Source organism: Methylobacterium persicinum (assembly GCF_022179525.1).
GTDB lineage: Bacteria > Pseudomonadota > Alphaproteobacteria > Rhizobiales > Beijerinckiaceae > Methylobacterium > Methylobacterium persicinum.
Genome location: NZ_BPQX01000037.1, coordinates 46,861 through 63,057 on the forward strand (window position 1 = coordinate 46,861; position 16,197 = coordinate 63,057).

At 68.5% G+C, this 16,197-nt stretch carries 14 protein-coding genes; 6 read left to right on the plus strand and 8 right to left on the minus strand.

The genetic code is table 11. The features are described from left to right. Positions 1 to 31 precede the first annotated feature (31 nt). The 6 genes from queD to panB all read left to right on the plus strand — a co-directional run bounded on the left by queD (position 32) and on the right by panB (position 4,729). Positions 32 to 388, plus strand: coding sequence for a 6-carboxytetrahydropterin synthase QueD (queD, locus tag MFF22_RS16345; protein WP_238250039.1), 357 nt, complete (start codon positions 32 to 34; stop codon positions 386 to 388). Continuing rightward, positions 378 to 1,097 (plus strand): 7-cyano-7-deazaguanine synthase QueC, encoded by a 720-nt coding sequence (gene queC / locus MFF22_RS16350; protein WP_238250040.1) that lies wholly within the window; start codon positions 378 to 380, stop codon positions 1,095 to 1,097. The genes queD and queC overlap by 11 nt, the downstream gene beginning before the upstream one ends. A gap of 144 nt (positions 1,098 to 1,241) precedes the next feature. Next, positions 1,242 to 2,228 carry a quinoprotein relay system zinc metallohydrolase 2 gene (locus tag MFF22_RS16355; RefSeq protein ID WP_238250041.1) on the plus strand — a complete coding sequence of 329 codons (987 nt, stop codon included), beginning with the start codon at positions 1,242 to 1,244 and terminating at the stop codon, positions 2,226 to 2,228. 40 nt (positions 2,229 to 2,268) lie between these two features. Then, the gene (locus tag MFF22_RS16360; RefSeq protein WP_238250042.1) at positions 2,269 to 3,093 is read left to right on the plus strand and encodes a quinoprotein dehydrogenase-associated SoxYZ-like carrier; all 825 of its coding nucleotides are present in this window, start codon (positions 2,269 to 2,271) and stop codon (positions 3,091 to 3,093) included. 2 nt (positions 3,094 to 3,095) lie between these two features. Continuing rightward, positions 3,096 to 3,689, plus strand: coding sequence for a rhodanese-like domain-containing protein (locus MFF22_RS16365; RefSeq protein WP_238250043.1), 594 nt, complete (start codon positions 3,096 to 3,098; stop codon positions 3,687 to 3,689). Between the two features lie 221 nt (positions 3,690 to 3,910). Beyond that, positions 3,911 to 4,729, plus strand: coding sequence for a 3-methyl-2-oxobutanoate hydroxymethyltransferase (panB, locus tag MFF22_RS16370; RefSeq protein ID WP_238250044.1), 819 nt, complete (start codon positions 3,911 to 3,913; stop codon positions 4,727 to 4,729). A gap of 56 nt (positions 4,730 to 4,785) precedes the next feature. Here panB and MFF22_RS16375 read toward each other — a convergent pair whose 3' ends face one another. The 8 genes from MFF22_RS16375 to MFF22_RS16410 form a co-directional block, all read right to left on the minus strand. Continuing rightward, positions 4,786 to 5,796: an NUDIX hydrolase gene (locus MFF22_RS16375; protein WP_238250045.1), complete on the minus strand. Its 1,011-nt coding sequence runs from the start codon at positions 5,794 to 5,796 to the stop codon at positions 4,786 to 4,788. A gap of 600 nt (positions 5,797 to 6,396) precedes the next feature. Next, positions 6,397 to 7,872 carry an NAD-dependent succinate-semialdehyde dehydrogenase gene (locus tag MFF22_RS16380; protein WP_238250046.1) on the minus strand — a complete coding sequence of 492 codons (1,476 nt, stop codon included), beginning with the start codon at positions 7,870 to 7,872 and terminating at the stop codon, positions 6,397 to 6,399. Then, a complete protein-coding gene (locus tag MFF22_RS16385; RefSeq protein ID WP_238250304.1) occupies positions 7,865 to 9,862 on the minus strand; it encodes an acyl CoA:acetate/3-ketoacid CoA transferase in 1,998 nt (665 codons plus the stop codon). Before MFF22_RS16385 ends, MFF22_RS16380 begins: the two co-directional genes overlap by 8 nt. 10 nt (positions 9,863 to 9,872) lie before the next feature. Beyond that, positions 9,873 to 10,973: a class III poly(R)-hydroxyalkanoic acid synthase subunit PhaC gene (gene phaC / locus MFF22_RS16390; RefSeq protein WP_370877526.1), complete on the minus strand. Its 1,101-nt coding sequence runs from the start codon at positions 10,971 to 10,973 to the stop codon at positions 9,873 to 9,875. Between the two features lie 28 nt (positions 10,974 to 11,001). Further along, positions 11,002 to 11,826: a poly(R)-hydroxyalkanoic acid synthase subunit PhaE gene (locus MFF22_RS16395; protein WP_238250047.1), complete on the minus strand. Its 825-nt coding sequence runs from the start codon at positions 11,824 to 11,826 to the stop codon at positions 11,002 to 11,004. Positions 11,827 to 12,102: 276 nt separating this feature from the next. Further along, on the minus strand, positions 12,103 to 13,278 hold the full coding sequence (locus MFF22_RS16400; RefSeq protein WP_238250048.1) for an iron-containing alcohol dehydrogenase: 1,176 nt from the start codon (positions 13,276 to 13,278) through the stop codon (positions 12,103 to 12,105). A 19-nt stretch (positions 13,279 to 13,297) separates the two neighbouring features. Further along, positions 13,298 to 14,950 (minus strand): acetolactate synthase large subunit, encoded by a 1,653-nt coding sequence (locus MFF22_RS16405; protein ID WP_238250049.1) that lies wholly within the window; start codon positions 14,948 to 14,950, stop codon positions 13,298 to 13,300. A gap of 197 nt (positions 14,951 to 15,147) precedes the next feature. Further along, positions 15,148 to 16,107, minus strand: coding sequence for a LysR family transcriptional regulator (locus tag MFF22_RS16410; protein ID WP_238250050.1), 960 nt, complete (start codon positions 16,105 to 16,107; stop codon positions 15,148 to 15,150). Positions 16,108 to 16,197 lie beyond the last annotated feature (90 nt).

Genomic DNA, 16,197 nt, shown 5'->3' on the forward strand with positions numbered 1-16,197 from the left:
CATATCCGGCATCACGCGAAACGACCTGACCATGCGAATCACCCAGGCCTTCACCTTTGAGGCGGCGCACCGGCTGCCGAACGTGCCCGCGACCCACCGCTGCCACCGGATGCACGGGCATTCCTACCGGGTCGAACTGACCGTGGAGGGGCCTGTCGATCCGCAGACGGGCTGGGTGATCGACTTCTACGATATCGAATCCATCTTCGGCCCGCTGTTGCTGCGGCTCGATCACCATTGCCTCAACGAGATCGAGGGCCTCGAGAACCCCACCGCGGAGAACATCGCGGCCTGGATCTGGCATCGTCTGCGCCCCGATCTGCCGGGGCTCGCCCTCGTGCGCGTCGCGGAGACCCCGATGTCCTGGGCGGAGTACGATGGCGACTGATCCGATCGCGGGCGACGACGCGGCCCTCGTCTTGTTCTCGGGCGGCCAGGATTCGGCGACCTGCCTCGCCTGGGCCCTGGACCGGTTCGCCCGGGTCGAAACCCTCGGCTTCGATTACGGCCAGCGCCATCGGATCGAACTGACCTGCCGCGCCGGGTTGCGGACAGGAATGGCGGGTCTCGACGCCGCGTGGGGCCGCCGGCTCGGCGAGGACCATACGCTTGGCCTCGATGCCCTGGGCGCCATCTCCGACACGGCCCTGACCCGCGAGGCCGAGATAGGCTTCGAGGCGTCCGGATTGCCCAACACCTTCGTGCCGGGGCGCAACCTCGTCTTCCTGACCTTCGCCGCCGCGCTCGCCTACCGGCGGGGCATCCGCCACATCGTCGCCGGCATGTGCGAGACCGACTATTCCGGCTATCCCGATTGCCGGGACGACACGGTGAAGGCCCTGCAGGTGGCCCTCAACCTCGGCATGGAGCGCCGCTTCGTGCTGCATACCCCGCTGATGTGGATCGACAAGGCGCAGACTTGGCGCCTCGCGCAATCCCTCGGCGGAGTCCGGTTGACCGATCTGATCGTCGAGGACAGCCATACCTGCTACCTTGGCGAGCGCGGACAGCGCCACGACTGGGGCTACGGCTGCGGCGAATGCCCCGCCTGCCGCCTCCGGGCGGAGGGGTTCGCCAAGTTCGCCGCGACGCCATAGGGCTGTTCGAAGGCCCAGCGCCATCCGCTCGAGCGGAGCGCCGCAGAGACGGGTGCCCGCCTCACGGGGATGGGAAGTCCACCGGGCTGGCCAACTTTCATGCGCACACCTAAATAGAGCACAATAATTCCAGGGAGGCTCAGAATGGCCGCAGAAGCCGTTCGACCGGTGGGGCGGATGTTGGCTGGTTCGCGAACGGTCTCGCGGCGGCATGCCCTGTTCGGCGGACTATGCCTGTGCTGCCTCGCCACGGCCGGGCTCTCGCCCAGGGCCTATGCGGAGTCCTTCACGATGGAGGAAGCCGGTCCCGGCATCTTCATCCGCAAGGGATTGATCGCCGACGCCGACGCCGAGAACCTTGATGCCATCGCGAATATCGGCTTCATCATCGGCAAGAGCGGAGTGCTCGTCACCGAATCCGGTGGCAGCTTGGCGGACGGACAGTGGCTACGCGGCGAGATCGCCAAGCGCACGGACAAGCCGATCACCCATGTCGTCCTAACTCACGTCCACCCCGATCATGCCTTCGGTGCGGGGGCGTTCGTGGCGGACAAGCCGGTCTTCGTCGGCCACGCCAAGCTGCGTGAGGCCCTGGACGCCCGCGGGGAATTCTATCGCAAGCGGCTCGCCGACCTGTTCGGCGAGGAGAAGACCGGTCCGGTGGTCTACCCGACCATGTCCATCGCCGACACGGGGCAAATCGATCTCGGCGACCGCACGCTGACCTTCACTGCCCACGGGCCGGCCCATACGACCAGCGACCTCTCCATGCGCGACTCGGCGAGCGGCCTGCTGTTCCCGGCGGATCTGCTGTTCGTGGAGCGGATCCCGTCCTTGGACGGGAGCCTCAAGGGCTGGCTCAAGGAGCTGGAGCGGGTGAAGGCCAGCGGCGCGACCCAGGCCGTGCCGGGCCACGGCCCCGTGCGTGTCGATCTCGCCCCCGCCATGGCCGATCTGACCGCCTACCTCATCGCCCTCCGGGACGGCACCAAGGCGGCGATTGCCAAGGATGTCTCTATCGACAAGGCTGTCGATACGGTCGCACAGGACCAGAAGGACAAGTGGAAGCTCTTCGAGCATTATAATCGTCGCAACGTGACGGTGGCTTATCAGGAACTCGAGTGGGATTGAGCCGTCGTCACACAGAATCGATAAGATGGGAGACAACGCCATGCGCCCGACCTTCGCCCTTGCCCTTGGCCTGACCCTCTCGGTCGGCGCCCTCTCCGGGCCGCTCGCCCCCGTCGTCCACGCGGCGGGCGCGTCGGACACCGATCAGGAGCGGGCGCAGCGCTGGCAGGAGATCGCCAAGTCGATCTTCGGCGACCGCAAGATCGAACCCACCGACACCCTCGTGAAGATCGAGGCGCCCAAGCGCGCCGAGGATGCTGCCCTGGTGCCGATCACCCTGTCGATGCCCGATCGCGGCACGGTCAAGTCGGTGTCGCTCGTCATCGACGACAACCCCGCCCCCTATGCGGCGAAGTTCGAGTTCGGCCCCGCCGCCGACACGAGCGAGCTGAAGCTGCGCGTGCGGGTGAACAACTACACCGACATGCATGCCGTGGTGGAGACCAACGACGGCAAGCTGTATGAGGCGAAGCAGTTCGTGAAGGCCTCCGGCGGCTGCTCGGCCCCGATGGGCATGAGCGACGAGGAGGCCATGAAGGGCATGGGCGACATGCGCATGAAGTTCGCCGACGCCCAGGCCGGGAAGCCGGTGGAGGCGACGTTGATGATCCGCCACCCGAACTTCTCGGGGATGCAGATGAATCAGGTCACCCGCGAGTTCACGCCGGCCCGGTACATCGAGAAGGTGACGGTCTCGGCCGGGGATGAGAAAGTCTTCACGATGACGGGTGACATCTCGATCGCGTCGAACCCGGTTATCAATTTCGGCTTCAAGCCGGACGGGAAGCCGATCCAGGTCGCGGCGAGCGACAACCAGGGCGGACATTGGGCCCGCAGCTTCAACCCGCCGAGCCCGACGAACTGAACGTGCGGACCGGTCCGTTCCTGAAGAGATCGGCGGTGGCCCTGGCGGCCATCGCCTGCCTCGCCGCCGCGGCGCCGGCCGACTCGCCGGTCAACGTGCCGGAGCCCGAGGGGCTCTATACGGGTCCACAGAAGGGCTACACGCCGCCGACCCTGAAGGGTGCCCAAGTCGTCGATGCGGCGGCATTGGCCGCGCTCATCGATGGCCATGAAAAGCCGGTCCTGATCGATGTCGCCGCCCGGGAGCGCAAGCCGGCAAACTTTCCCGAGGGGCGGTTGTGGCTGCCGGTCCACCCTTCGATTCCGGGGGCGGTCTGGCTTCCCAATGCCGGCGCCGCCCCTTTGCCGCCGGAGCGCGAGGCTCAGTTCTTCAACAGGGTCGCAGCGCTGACCGGTGGCGACAAGGCCAAGCCCATCGTGGTCTTCTGCCATGTCGAGTGCTGGGGAAGCTGGAACGCCGGCAAGCGCCTCGTGGACAAGGGCTACACGGCCGTCCACTGGTTCCCCGAGGGTGTCGAGGGCTGGCAGGACGCCCACGAGACGCGAAACCTGACGGAAGACGCGCAGTGGAAGAAGGGCGAGGTGGCGGAGCGGTAGCTATCCTCGTTCCTCCCCGCGCCTGACAACCCGGCCGTTCCGCCGTGTGTCCCCCTGTCCCCCCACGCCCCGGTCGTATAGGCCCTTACCCGCTTGAACCGTCCGGTCGGCCTCGCTCGCCTCGGCATCGTGGGGGCGGCGAAGCGAGCGGGGGCAGCGCGACGCCGGCCGGCGTCGCGTTCCCCAGGTTGCCGGACTGAACTCGTGTGTGGGAGCGCCGGATGTCCCAGGTCATCCAATCCCGCCGCCTGAGGGCGGTGGATCTCGCCAAGCGCAAGGCCGCGGGGCGCAAGATCGTCGCGCTGACCGCCTACCACGCGCATACGGCGGGCATCGTCGACAGCTTCTGCGACTTCATCCTCGTGGGCGATTCCCTGGGCATGGTCATGCACGGGATGGAATCGACCATCCCCGTCACGCTGGAGATGATGATCCTCCAGGCGCAGGCGGTGATCCGCGGGACCACAAAGGCCCTGGTCGTGGTCGACATGCCTTTCGGCTCTTATGAGGCGAGCCGCGAGCAGGCCTTCCTCAGCGCGTCCCGGATCCTGAAGGAGACCGGGGCCGGTGCGATCAAGATGGAGGGCGGCGCCCACTTCGCCGACACCGTGGCGTTCCTGGTCCAGCGGGGCGTGCCGGTGATGGGCCATATCGGCCTGACGCCTCAGGCGGTGAACGTGATGGGCGGGTTCAAGGTCCAGGGCCGGGCCCCCGACGACGAGCGCCGTCTGATGGAGGATGCCCGGGCGATCTCCGAGGCCGGTGCCTTCGCCATCGTGCTGGAGGGCATCGTCGAGCCCGTGGCCCGGGCCATCGCCCGGTCGCCGCAGGTGACCGCCGCCACGATCGGCATCGGCGCGTCCTCCGTCTGCGACGGGCAGATCCTGGTACTGGAGGACATGCTCGGCCTGTCCGAGCGGACACCGAAATTCGTGCGCCAGTTCGGCTCGCTCCGGGCCCATATCGAGGGTGCGGTGCAGGCCTATGCCGAGGAGGTCCGGGCCGGCACCTTCCCGGCCATCGAACAGACCTACGACTGACCGCCTTCCCTATCCCTCGTCATTGCGGCACCGACTCTCGCAATGACGCATGGCGGCTACCCCACCCGCCGCGAGGGCAGCCGCAGGCCCGGGGCCGGGCGTTCCAGCAGGACTTCCCGCCGGAAGCGCACGAGGCGAGCCGGGCGCCCGGCGGCGCCGCTGGTGATGCTCTCGGTTTCCTCGACGAGCCCCTGCTGGGCGACGAGGCGGCGGAAATTCTGCTTGTGCAGCTGCACGCCCGACAGGGCCTCGACGGTGCGCTGTAGCTGGAGCAGCGTGAAGGCTGGCGGCATCAGCTCGAACACCACCGGACGGTACTTGATCTTGCCCCGGAGGCGCCCGATCGCCGTGGCGAGCACCCGGCGGTGGTCGAAGGCCATCGGTACCCCGGTCGGATCGCCCGCACGGCCGGGTCCGGGATTGCCCCGGGATTCGGGGACGAGCCCCGCCTCGAACAGCAACTCGTAGCGCTCCAGCACCCGCTCCTCGTTCCAGGTGCCCCCATTCATGCCGAAGGTGAGCCCCAAGCGGTCGAGCCTTCGCTGGCGAAGGGCCTTGTCCGCGGTGTCCGCAGCCCAGGCGGTGAGTCGCGGTTCGATGGCATCGAGCTGCGCCGGGCGGCCCTGGCGGAAATCCTCGTAGGGAAGGTAGCGGTACCAGTTGTGCCACGATGCCTCGGCGAGGCCAGCGGGCCGCTCCTCCCGGACGAGGGCGAGATAGGCGACGGACAAAGCGTGGGCCGCCGGGGCGTCCTCGCTGCCGGAGCGGTCCCGGTCGCCGAAGGTGTACAACTGCTCGACATAGCCGAGGCGCTGATTCGTCTGTCGCTCCACCCAGGCCCGAAGCCCCCGCTCCAGGGTGGCATGCTCCGGCACCAGCGGGCCCGCGGGCAGGCCGTCGCCCCGGCAGGTGGCCTGGCCGGGGACGCGGATCGTCAGCGCGCGAGGCTCGCCCTCGGTGGCGGCGATGATCACGGCGACGAGGCCCACGGCCGAGCGGTCGGTCACCGGCTGACCGGCACCGCCCCCTTTCGCCCCGTCCCTCGTCGTCTCCTCGGCGACCGACATGCGCCCGGCGTCAGCCTCCTGCTTGCCCACCGTCGTGGGGCAACTCGGCGGTATAGGCGCGAGGTTTGGTCATCCGTCAACGCGCCGGACCAAGCCTGCGGCGTCCTCGTGCGGGAAAAGTCCCACCGGGTCTGGCGGTGACCGGGACGGGCGGGCACGAGATTGTCATTTCGAAAAGGCCGGCCGGCCATTGCATTTGAGGGCGAATCTAGATTGATTCCAATCTCAAGATGTCCGAACGCACAGCTCCGAGTCTTTGGTGGCAACTGACTCCCGCGCAGAGGGCGATGCTCCGTCGCCTTCGGTCCGAGGGTCCGCTGCCGACACCCGATCCCAGTGAGATGCGCACCGTGCGCTCCCTGGTGCGGCGCGGCCTGCTTCGGACGCGGGACCGCGGCCGGGATCGGGCGTCGGAGCCTGGATGCTGGTTCCTGACGGCCCGGGCGACGCGGTTGATGGAGCAGGCCGAAGGAATCGCGCCCTCGCCGCCGCCCGAGAGCAGACGGGGTGTTACCGATGAGAGGGCGGGTCAGGACGCCTAGCAGGCCTCCGCCGCCGCCATTGCGAGCGCAGGCAATGCGCCGCGACGACGGCAGCGGGTCAGGCGCCGAGGCCGCCGAGACAGATGTACTTCACCTCAAGGTAGTCATCGATCCCGAGCCGGCCGCCTTCGCGGCCGAGACCCGATTCCTTCACACCGCCGAAGGGCGCGACCTCGGTGGTGATGATCCCCTCGTTGACGCCGACCATCCCGTATTCCAGCGCCTCCGACACCCGGAAGGCCTGGCCGAGGTCGCGGGTGTAGAAGTAGCAGGCGAGGCCGTACTCGGTGTCGTTGGCCATGCGGATCGCCTCGGCCTCGTCGCGGAAGCGGAAAAGCGGGGCGAGGGGCCCGAAGGTCTCCTCCCGGGCGACGTTCATGGCCGGCGTGGCGTTGACCAGAACGGTCGGCTCGAAGAACTGGCCGCCCAGCGTATGGCGGTGGCCGCCCGCGATCACCCGGCCGCCCTTCGCGACGGCGTCGCGGATGTGTTCCTCGGTCTTCTCCACGGCGGCCATGTCGATGAGCGGCCCCTGGGCGACACCGTTCTGCGTGCCGTCGCCGACCTTCAGCCTGTTGGCCGCCTCGGCCATCCGCTCGGCGAAGGCGTCGTAGATGCCGTCCTGCACGAGGAAGCGGTTGGTGCAGATACAGGTCTGGCCGGAGTTGCGGAACTTGGCGAGCATGGCGCCCGCCACCGCCCGGTCGAGGTCGGCGTCGTCGAAGACGATGAACGGCGCATTGCCGCCGAGTTCCATCGAGACCTTCTTCACGGTGCCGGCGGCCTGCTGCAGCAGCACCTTGCCGACTTCGGTGGAGCCGGTGAACGTCACCTTCTTGACCAGCGGGTTGCCCGTCAGCTCGCCGCCGATCGCCCGGGCCGGACCGGTCAGGATCGAGACCAACCCGTCCGGGATGCCGGCCATCTGGCAAAGCTTGCCCCAGGCGAGGCCGGAGAGGGGCGTCTGCGACGCGGGCTTGATGACGATGGGGCAGCCCGCTGCCAGCGCCGGGGCAAGCTTGCGGGCGATCATCGAGGAGGGGAAGTTCCAGGGGGTGATCGCCGCCACCACGCCGACGGGCTCCTTGGTGACGAGGATCTTCCGGTCCGCCCAGGGGGAGGGCACGGTCTCGCCGTAGACCCGGCGGGCCTCCTCGGCGAACCACAGGACGTAGGCGGCCGACATACCGACCTCGCCCCGCGACTCGGCGAGGGACTTGCCCTGCTCGGCGGTGAGGATCTGCGCCAGATCCTCCTGGTTCTCGGTGATGACCGCGGCGAGCCTGCGCAGGAGCACGGCCCGCTCGTTGGCGGTCTTCGCCCGCCATGCGGGGTAGGCGGCATGGGCCGCGGCGATGGCCCGCTTGGTCTCCTCGGCGCCCGCGCTCGGCACCCGCGCGATCACCGCGCCGGTGGCCGGGTTGGTGACGTCGATCCGGCCGGAGCCGGACACCGACCATTCGCCGCCGATCAGGCAGGCTTCCACGAGGAGGTCGGGGTTCTTGAGGGCCGGGAGGGTGGCGGTCTCAGGCATCCATCGGTTCCTTGGGCGGCGACGGCTCCGGCTGCGACCGCGGGGGGACGCTGCGGGCCGCGCTGCGGGCCTGGGCCTCCGCGCGCGTCTCGAACACGTGGGGCGCAAGATCCCGCGACTGCAGGGAAGCGCCGAGCTTCAGCCGCATGAAGGCGCTCGTCGTGTAGCGCGAGGCCGTGGCGTAGTAGCGGCTTTCCAGATAGGCGATCATCGAGAAGTAGGCTTCGGATACCGCCGGATCAAGTTCGAACCCATCGTAGTTGGCGATCAGGTGAACCCGTTTGCCGATCTGCTGACAGGTCCGCTCGAATTCCCGCCGGACCAGATCGACATCCTCCACCGTACGGACCGTAAAGCCTTCGTAATTGGCAAACAGCGTATTGCGGTCGGGATCGTAGGACATCCGCTCGGACAAGCTCATGCCGAGCAACCACTGTTCCAGGCCCATGGCTTCGTCACGGAACAGCCGCGTATCCATGAGCGCGGGTGCGCGGACGATGGGCAGGAAGTCCATGTGGGGCAGGATGTCCCGGTCTATGTCGATCCCGGGGGCGACCTCGATGAGTTCCATGCCCTCCGCCGTCCGCCGGAAGACGCAGCGCTCGGTGACATAGAGCACCGGCTGGCCGCGCTCGGCGGCGTAGGCGCCCGAGAAGGTCACCTGCTCCACGGCGCGCACGAACTTCTTCGACGCGCCCTCCTTCACAATGGTGAGCTGGCCGTCCTTGACGGCGACGTCCAGGCCTCCCGCCGTGAAGCTGCCGGCGAAGACGAGGCGCTTGGCGTTCTGCGAGATGTTGATGAAGCCGCCGGCCCCGGCGAGCTTGGCGCCGAACCGGCTGACGTTGACGTTGCCCTCCGCATCGGTCTCGGCGAGCCCGAGGCAGGCGAGGTCGAGGCCGCCGCCGTCGTAGAAGTCGAATTGCTGGTTCTGGTGCAGCACCGCCGCCGGGTTCAGGGCGGCGCCGAAATCGAGCCCGCCCTGGGGCAGGCCGCCGATCACCCCGGGCTCGGCGGTGAGCGTCAGGTACTTCAGCACCCGCTCCTCGGCGGCGACCTTGGCGACCCCTTCCGGCACGCCGATGCCGAGGTTCACGACGCCGCCCATCGGCAGCTCGAAGGCACAGCGCCGGGCGATCACCTTGCGGATGTCGAGGGGCAGCCCGCCGATTCGGTCGAGGGGCACCCGCTGACGGCCCGTGAAAGCGTGGTTGTAGGGCGTCGCGTAGGTCTGGTGGTGGTTCTCGGGCTTCGAGAGGACCACGCAATCCACCAGCACCCCCGGCACCTGCACCTCCCGAGGGGCGAGGGACCCATTCTCGGCGATGCGCTCCACCTGCGCGATGACGAAGCCGCCGGAATTCTTCGCGGCCATGGCGGCGGCGAGGTTGTCGAGGGTCAGGGCCTCGCGCTCCATGGTGATGTTGCCGGCCGGGTCGGCGGTGGTGCCGCGGATCAGGGCGACGTTCACCGGGAAGGTCCGGTAGTGAAGCCACGGCTCGCCGTGCAGGTCGATCAGGCTGACGAGATCTTCGGTGGTCCTGTCGTTGAGCTTGCCGCCGCCCTTGCGGGGATCGACGAAGGTGTGCAGCCCGACCTTGGTGATGTGGCCCGCGGTCTTGGCCGCGATGTCCCGGTAGAGGTGCGAGACCACGCCGAGCGGCAGGTTGTACGCCTCGATCGACCCGTCGATCGCCATCGCCCCGAGCTTGGGCACCAGAGACCAGTGCCCGCCGACGACCCGACGGATCAGGCCCGGCGTGGCGAGGCGGTTGAGACCCCGGTCCTTGCCGTCGCCGGGGGCGGCGGCGAACATCAGGCCGAGGTCGCGGGGGCTGCCCGCCTCCGAGAAGCGGCGGGCGAGGGCCAGGATCAACTCGTCGGGCGTGCCGATGCCGACGAAGCCCGAGACCGCGACCATGTCGCCGTCCTGTATGATGGCCACGGCCTGGTCGGCCGTAACGATCTTGTTCTTGAGGCCGGAGGGCATGCGTTGAGCGTCAGCCACGGGCGGCGATCCAATCCGCGATCCCCGACCCGAGGAGCTTCTGCGCCTTGCCGCCGACGAAGACGCCGACATGGCCGCCGGGAAGCCCCAGTTCGGTGTAATCCCCTGTGCCGATCTTGCCGCGCAGCGCCTGCGAGGTCGCGGGCGGGATGATGTGGTCGTCCTGCGCGAAGACGTTCAGCACTGGGCAGGTGATGGCCTTCAGGTCGACCTGACGCCCGCCCAGTTCGAAGGTGTTCTTCACCAGCTTGTTGTCCTGGTAGAGGTCCTTCAGCCACTGCTTGGCCGCCTCTCCGGGGTGGTCCGGGCGGTCGGAGATCCATTTCTCCATGCGCAGGAAGTTCAAAAACTTCGTCCGGTCGCCGAGGGCTTCGAGCAGGTCGAGATTGTACTTCGTCATGGTGCGCATGGGCGTCATCATGGAGAAGACGGACCCCATGAACTCGCCCGGCAGCGAGCCCTGTGCCGCGATCAACTGGTCGATGTCCTCGCCCGACAGGGAGCGGACCCAGAGATTGATGAACCCGTGGCCTGCGCGGTTTTCGACGGTGTCGGCGTGGAAATCGATGGGGGTGATCGTCAGCACCATCGCGTTGACGCTCTCGGGGTAGAGCGCGGCGTAACAGGTGGTGAAGACGCCGCCCTCGCAGATGCCGAGGAGGTTCACCTTCTCGCGGTTCGTGGCGTCGTTGATGAAGGCGACGCACTCGGCGAGGTAGCCATCGACGTAGTCGTCCATGGTGACGAAACGGTCGGCCCGCCCGGGGTTGCCCCAATCGACCACGTAGAGGTCGAGGCCGAGGTTCAGGAGGTTGCGGACCAGGGACCGGTCCTCCTGCAGGTCGGCCATCGTGTAGCGGCCGATCAGCCCGTAGACGATCAGTACCGGCGGCAAGCCTCGGCTCTCGGCCAGCGGTCGGTAACGGTAGAGGCTGACCTTGTCCTGGCTCCAGACCAGATCCTTGGGCGTGGTGGCGATCTGCACGTCCTCGTCGCGGACGCTGGCGAACAGCTGTGCGCCCTCCGCCATCCGGCGCCCCAGGGCGCCGGCCTCGGCGATCATCTCCGCGGGGGACAGGTCGAGGGGCGCCATCGGCTTGCTCCGTCCGCCGTTCGCGGTCTCAGCCATGGCTCGCCTCCCGTGTCGCCTCGGCCTTCGCGCGCCGCGCGGCCGAGCGCCGTTCCTTCTTCAGGGCCCGGACCTCCCGGCGAAGCTCGGTGAGGCTGCGGTGGACGTCGTCCAGTTCCGCCCGCGTCGGCTGTCCGTAGAGGTCGGCCATGAAGCCGGCGACGTCCTGCTGCGCGAGGCGCAGTTCTGTCGCGGCCTTCAGCACCGCCCGCTGGGAGGCGAGGAACGCCTCCGAGCGCTGGACCTCGATGAGCACGCCGTTGGCGGTCTCAACCCAGTGCTGCATCATGTCCCGGCCGGAGGCATAGCTCTCGCCGCGGCCGGCGCGGGCATTCGCCTCGCGGGCGAATGAGCCCGCCGCTCGGGTCCAGGCATCGAGCATCACCGCCTGATGCGCGCCCTGGGCGCGACGCAGTGCGGCGAAGGCGGAGAACAGCGCCGCGAACCGCTTTTCCGTCTGCCACAGGTCGGCCAGTTGGGGCCCTTCGGTCATCCGGTTCAAGGCCGCGCCGAAATCGGTGGTGCCGCCGAGCCATGCCTGCGGATCGAAGATCCGGGCGAGCACGGCGGCCGCCGTCGGGTCTGTGGCCGGGCCCGCCCCCTGGACGGAGGCGGTCAGGGTCTGGGACAGGGCGCTCGCCGCCGCCCAGGCACGAGTCAGGGAGGCATGAGCCTCGGCGAACCCCGTCAGGTCGGTGGCCGGAGGAAAGGCGCTCCAGCCCGCGGCATCGTCGCCCATGCCGGGCGGGGTGAGGAAGCCGAGACCCGTGCGGGTCCAGAACTCGCCCATCGCCTTGAACGCGTCGAACTGGTCCATCCCGGCGTGTCCCCCGTCCGCTGCTTATTGCACCTTCGACCTCGGAGACTAACCGACAAGCCCTTCGTTCCCATCCGTCCCCTCATCCTGAGGTGCTGCGAAGCAGCCTCGAAAGAGGCCTCCAGATGTCGCTGCGATCCCTGGAGCCCTCCTTCGAGGCCCGGCAAGCCGGGCACCTCAGGATGAGGTTGAGCATAGGGAAAACGGGCCTCTTGATCGGGGTCCCAAAAAGAATCGGAGGATGGGCAGAACCGGCCCCTCCCACCGTCTTGGTCGTTACGCCGCCGGGCGTGCTGCGCCGAGGGCTTCGGCGTAGATCGCGAAGGCGTCGTCGTAGGTGACCTCCCGCGGATTGTTCACCAGCAGGCGGGTCTGCTTCATGGCGTCCGTCGCCATGCGTTCCAGGTCGCCCTGTTTCACGCCGACTTCGCTGAGCGAGGCCGGGACCTTGCAGTCGTGGCAGATCGCCTGGAGGCACTCCACGAACCGGGCGGCCGCTTGGTCCTGCGGAAGGTTCGCAGCCTCAGGATCGAGGATCGGCGCGAGTTCGGCGTAAAGCGGCGCGGCGTGGCTGATGTTGAAGCGCATCACGCCCATCAGGACGAGGGCGTTCGACAGCCCGTGCGGGACGTGGAAGATCGCCCCGACGGGATAGGCCAGGGCATGGACTGCGGCGACCGGCGCGTTGGCGAAGGCCATGCCGGCGAGCATCGAGCCGAGCAGCATGCCTGAGCGCGCCTCGACGTTCGTGCCGTCCGTGCAGGCCGTGCGGATGTTGGTCGCGAGCAGGGCCAACGCCTGCTTGGCGAGCTGATCCGAGATCGGGTTCTTCCTGCTCTTGCTCGTGAACGCCTCGATGGCGTGGACCATCGCGTCGATGCCGGTGGCGGCGGTGACATGGGCCGGCAGGCCGAGCGTCAGCTCCGGATCGAGCACCGCCCAGTCGGGCAGGAGCCTGGGGGCGACGACGCCCTTCTTCTCGGTGGTCGGCGTGGTGACGATGGAGATCGGCGTCACCTCGGAGCCGGTCCCGGCGGTGGTCGGCGCGAGGATCAGCGGCAGGCGCTCGCCCTTGGCGAGGCCGACGCCGTAGATGTCCTCCAACTTGTCATCGGACTTGGCGAGGTAGGCGACGAGCTTGGCCGTATCGAGGGCCGAGCCGCCGCCGATGGACAGGACGAGATCCGTCCCGAGGTCCCGGGCGCGGGCGGCGGCGGCCTCGATCACGCTCGAGGGCGGATCGGCGACCACGTCCTCGTAGACATCGATGGCGATGCCCGCGGCGGCCAGGGCGTCCTCGGCCGAGCGGGTCAGCCCGGCGCCGCGGACCCCCCTGTCGGTGACGAGCATAACCCGCTTCGCCCCGAAGCCGGCGACGATGTCGGGGAGCTTCTTCGCGGCGCCGGCCTCGAACAGGACGTTCGGCGTGGTCTGGAAGGTGAACGGATTCATGGCTCGCCTCTCCTCCGGTTCAGTGAGCCGCGTCGAAGGGCTTCACCTTCGCCCGCAGTTCCTCCACCAGCACGCGGGTGTTCTCTGAGTAGTCGATTGGCACCGCCACGAGGTGGACGCCGCCCGCGTTGAACGCCTTGTCCAGGGTCGGCACGAGGTCCGCGACCGCTTCGATCCGGTGGCCGCTGGCCCCGTAGGACTCGGCGTACTTCACGAAGTCCGGGTTGCGGAACGTCATCCCGTAATCCTTGAAGTGATCGACGGCCTGCTTCCAGCGGATCATGCCGTAGGCCGAATCGTCGAGGATCAGCACCACGAGATTGAGGCCGAGGCGCACCGCGGTCTCCATCTCCTGGCTGTTCATCATGAAGCCGCCGTCGCCGCACACCGCCATGACCCGGCGGTCCGGATGGAGCATCGCCGCCATCATGGCCGAGGGCAGGCCCGCACCCATCGTGGCGAGCGCGTTATCGAGGAGCAGGGTGTTGGCGACGTAGGTACGGTAGTTCCGGGCGAACCAGATCTTGTACATCCCGTTGTCGAGGCAGACGATTCCGTCCTCCGGGATCACCTGTCGCACGTCGTGGACGAGGCGCTGGGGCGTCACGGGGAAGCGGTCCTCGGTGGCCCGGTCGGCGATGTGGCTGAGGATGTGCTCGCGCAGGTGCAGGAGCGCCCCGGCGTTCTTCAGCTTGCCCTCCAGGGCGTCGGCGAGGAGCTTCAGGGTCGGGCCGAGATCGCCCACCACCTCGGCGTCGGGGTAGTACACCTCCTCGACGTTGGCCGGCTTGTAGCCGATGTGGACGACCTTCTGGTCCTTCTGGCCCATGAAGAAGGGCGGCTTCTCCACGGTATCGTGGCCGATGGCGATGATGAGGTCCGCCCGGTCGATGGCCTCGTGGACGTAGTCGCGCTCGGAGAGGGCGGCCGTGCCCATGTAGAGCTGTGTGCCGCTGGCGACGGTGCCCTTGCCCATCTGCGTGGTGAAGAAGGGGATCTGCGTCCGGTGGACGAAGCCACCGAGTTCGCCCGTGGCACGGGGGCGGCTCGCCGCCGCGCCGAGCATCACCAGGGGCCGCTCGGCCTGGAGGATCAACTCCGCGGCCCGGGCGATGGCCTTGGGGTGGGCCACGGGGATGTCGATCGGGTGCGAGGGCACGAGGCTGGCCTCGGCCTCCTCGGACGCGATGTCCTCGGGCAGTTCGAGCAGGACCGGACCGGGCCGCTCCTCCATGGCCACGCGGAAGGCGTCTCGGACGATGGTCGGGATCGAGGAGGCGGAGACGATCTGCCGGGCCATCTTGGTGATCGGCTTCATCGAGCTGATCACGTCCACGATCTGGAACTTGGCCTGCCGCGAGGACAGGATGCCCTTCTGCCCGGTGATGATGATCATCGGCATTGCGCCGAGATGGGCGTAGGCGGCCCCCGTCGAGAAGTTCAGGGCCCCCGGGCCGAGGGTCGAGAGGCAGACGCCGGGGCGGCCGGTGAGTCGCCCGTGGGTGGCGGCCATGAAGGCGGCGGCCTGTTCGTGGCGGGTGAGCACCAGCTCGATCTTGGAGGTCCGCAGGGCCTCGACCACGTCGAGGTTCTCTTCGCCGGGGATGCCGAAGATGCGGTCGACGCCTTCGTTCTCCAGGGCTGCGACGAGGAGGTCTGATCCTTTGGGCATCGTGTCTTCCGCTGAGGCGACGGGGGGCGGAACGGCGTCATCCGGCCCGGAAGCGGTGCCGCCCGTCTCCTCGGCGGCCCGCCCGGCGGGTTCGGTCGGGAAGACGAAGTCCTTCCCTGCTCCCTCCGTTTAGAGGATTCCCCCGCCCGACCGGTCAAGGGCCGGGCCCGGTTGGGGGTCACAGATGGCGCCGGTTTTCATTCCGCGGCGCTCACGCCGGCGATCGGATCGGTGGTCGCATCCTCTCCCGCGAGCCTCGACAGGAGGTTGCGCATCCAGCGATGCGCCGGATCCCGGTCATAGGAGGCGTGCCACAGCATCGAGACGGACACCTCGTCGAGCACCACCGGCACGGGGCTAACGCTCAGGCCCAGGGAGCCGGCGAAGGACGTGGCGAGGCGGGCATGCATCGTCGCCAACACCGGCGCGGCCCTGACGAGGAACGGCACCACGAGGAATCGGGGCGTGGTCACGGCCAGGACCCGCGACCGCCCGAGCACGGCCAGGGCGTCATCCACCACGCCGTGGGCGGTCTCCCGGAGGGAGGTCAGGACGTGGGGGAACCGCAGGTAGTCGTCGAGGCCGATGGGCGCCGACAGTCCGACGAGGTCGGCGTTGAACAGCACCACGTAGCTGTCCCGGTACAGCAGCCGCTGCTTGTGGTGGACCTGTCCCCTCGTGAAAAAGCCCAGGGCGAGATCGACCCGGTCGGCGTCGAGTTCGTCGAGGATGCGCACCGCCTCGACCGACCGGAGCAGCAGCCGGATCCCCGGCGCCTGGGCCCGCAGATAGGCGATCAGCCTCGGCCCCAGGAGGATTTCCAGACTGTCCGGCAGGCTCAGGGTGAAGGTCCGCTCCACGGTGGCCGGGTCGAACTGCTCTTCCCGGTGGACCAGGGCCTGGACGCTGCGCAGGACGCCCCGGAGGGGCTCGGCCAGGGCGATGGCCCGGGGGGTCGGCCGCATGCCCTCCGGCGAGCGGGTCAGCAACTCGTCATCGAAGAGGCGACGGAGGCGGGCGAGGCTCGCGCTCATCGCCGATTGGCCGATGCCGATCCGGGCCGCCGCACGGGTGACGCTCCGTTCCTGAAGCAAGGCGTCGAGGGCGACCAGCAGATTAAGGTCGAGGCGGGATAGATCGATATGATCGATAGCCATTACCGATGCAATCGATTTGAATCATGCTGCAGCGCACAGCACATTGCGATCAACGGCAGGGCCAAGTGGCCTCGCCACAGATGAAGAGAG

Coding starts and splice junctions, on each gene's coding strand:
- panB (WP_238250044.1), top strand. CDS start 3,911: ATGTCCCAGGTCATCCAATCCCGCCGCCTGAGGGCGGTGGATCTCGCC.
- MFF22_RS16410 (WP_238250050.1), bottom strand. CDS start 16,107: ATGGCTATCGATCATATCGATCTATCCCGCCTCGACCTTAATCTGCTG.
- MFF22_RS16360 (WP_238250042.1), top strand. CDS start 2,269: ATGCGCCCGACCTTCGCCCTTGCCCTTGGCCTGACCCTCTCGGTCGGC.
- MFF22_RS16395 (WP_238250047.1), bottom strand. CDS start 11,826: ATGGACCAGTTCGACGCGTTCAAGGCGATGGGCGAGTTCTGGACCCGC.
- MFF22_RS16355 (WP_238250041.1), top strand. CDS start 1,242: ATGGCCGCAGAAGCCGTTCGACCGGTGGGGCGGATGTTGGCTGGTTCG.
- phaC (WP_370877526.1), bottom strand. CDS start 10,973: ATGGCGCCCCTCGACCTGTCCCCCGCGGAGATGATCGCCGAGGCCGGC.
- MFF22_RS16380 (WP_238250046.1), bottom strand. CDS start 7,872: ATGCCTGAGACCGCCACCCTCCCGGCCCTCAAGAACCCCGACCTCCTC.
- MFF22_RS16375 (WP_238250045.1), bottom strand. CDS start 5,796: ATGTCGGTCGCCGAGGAGACGACGAGGGACGGGGCGAAAGGGGGCGGT.
- MFF22_RS16400 (WP_238250048.1), bottom strand. CDS start 13,278: ATGAATCCGTTCACCTTCCAGACCACGCCGAACGTCCTGTTCGAGGCC.
- queD (WP_238250039.1), top strand. CDS start 32: ATGCGAATCACCCAGGCCTTCACCTTTGAGGCGGCGCACCGGCTGCCG.
- MFF22_RS16405 (WP_238250049.1), bottom strand. CDS start 14,950: ATGCCCAAAGGATCAGACCTCCTCGTCGCAGCCCTGGAGAACGAAGGC.
- MFF22_RS16385 (WP_238250304.1), bottom strand. CDS start 9,862: ATGCCCTCCGGCCTCAAGAACAAGATCGTTACGGCCGACCAGGCCGTG.
- queC (WP_238250040.1), top strand. CDS start 378: ATGGCGACTGATCCGATCGCGGGCGACGACGCGGCCCTCGTCTTGTTC.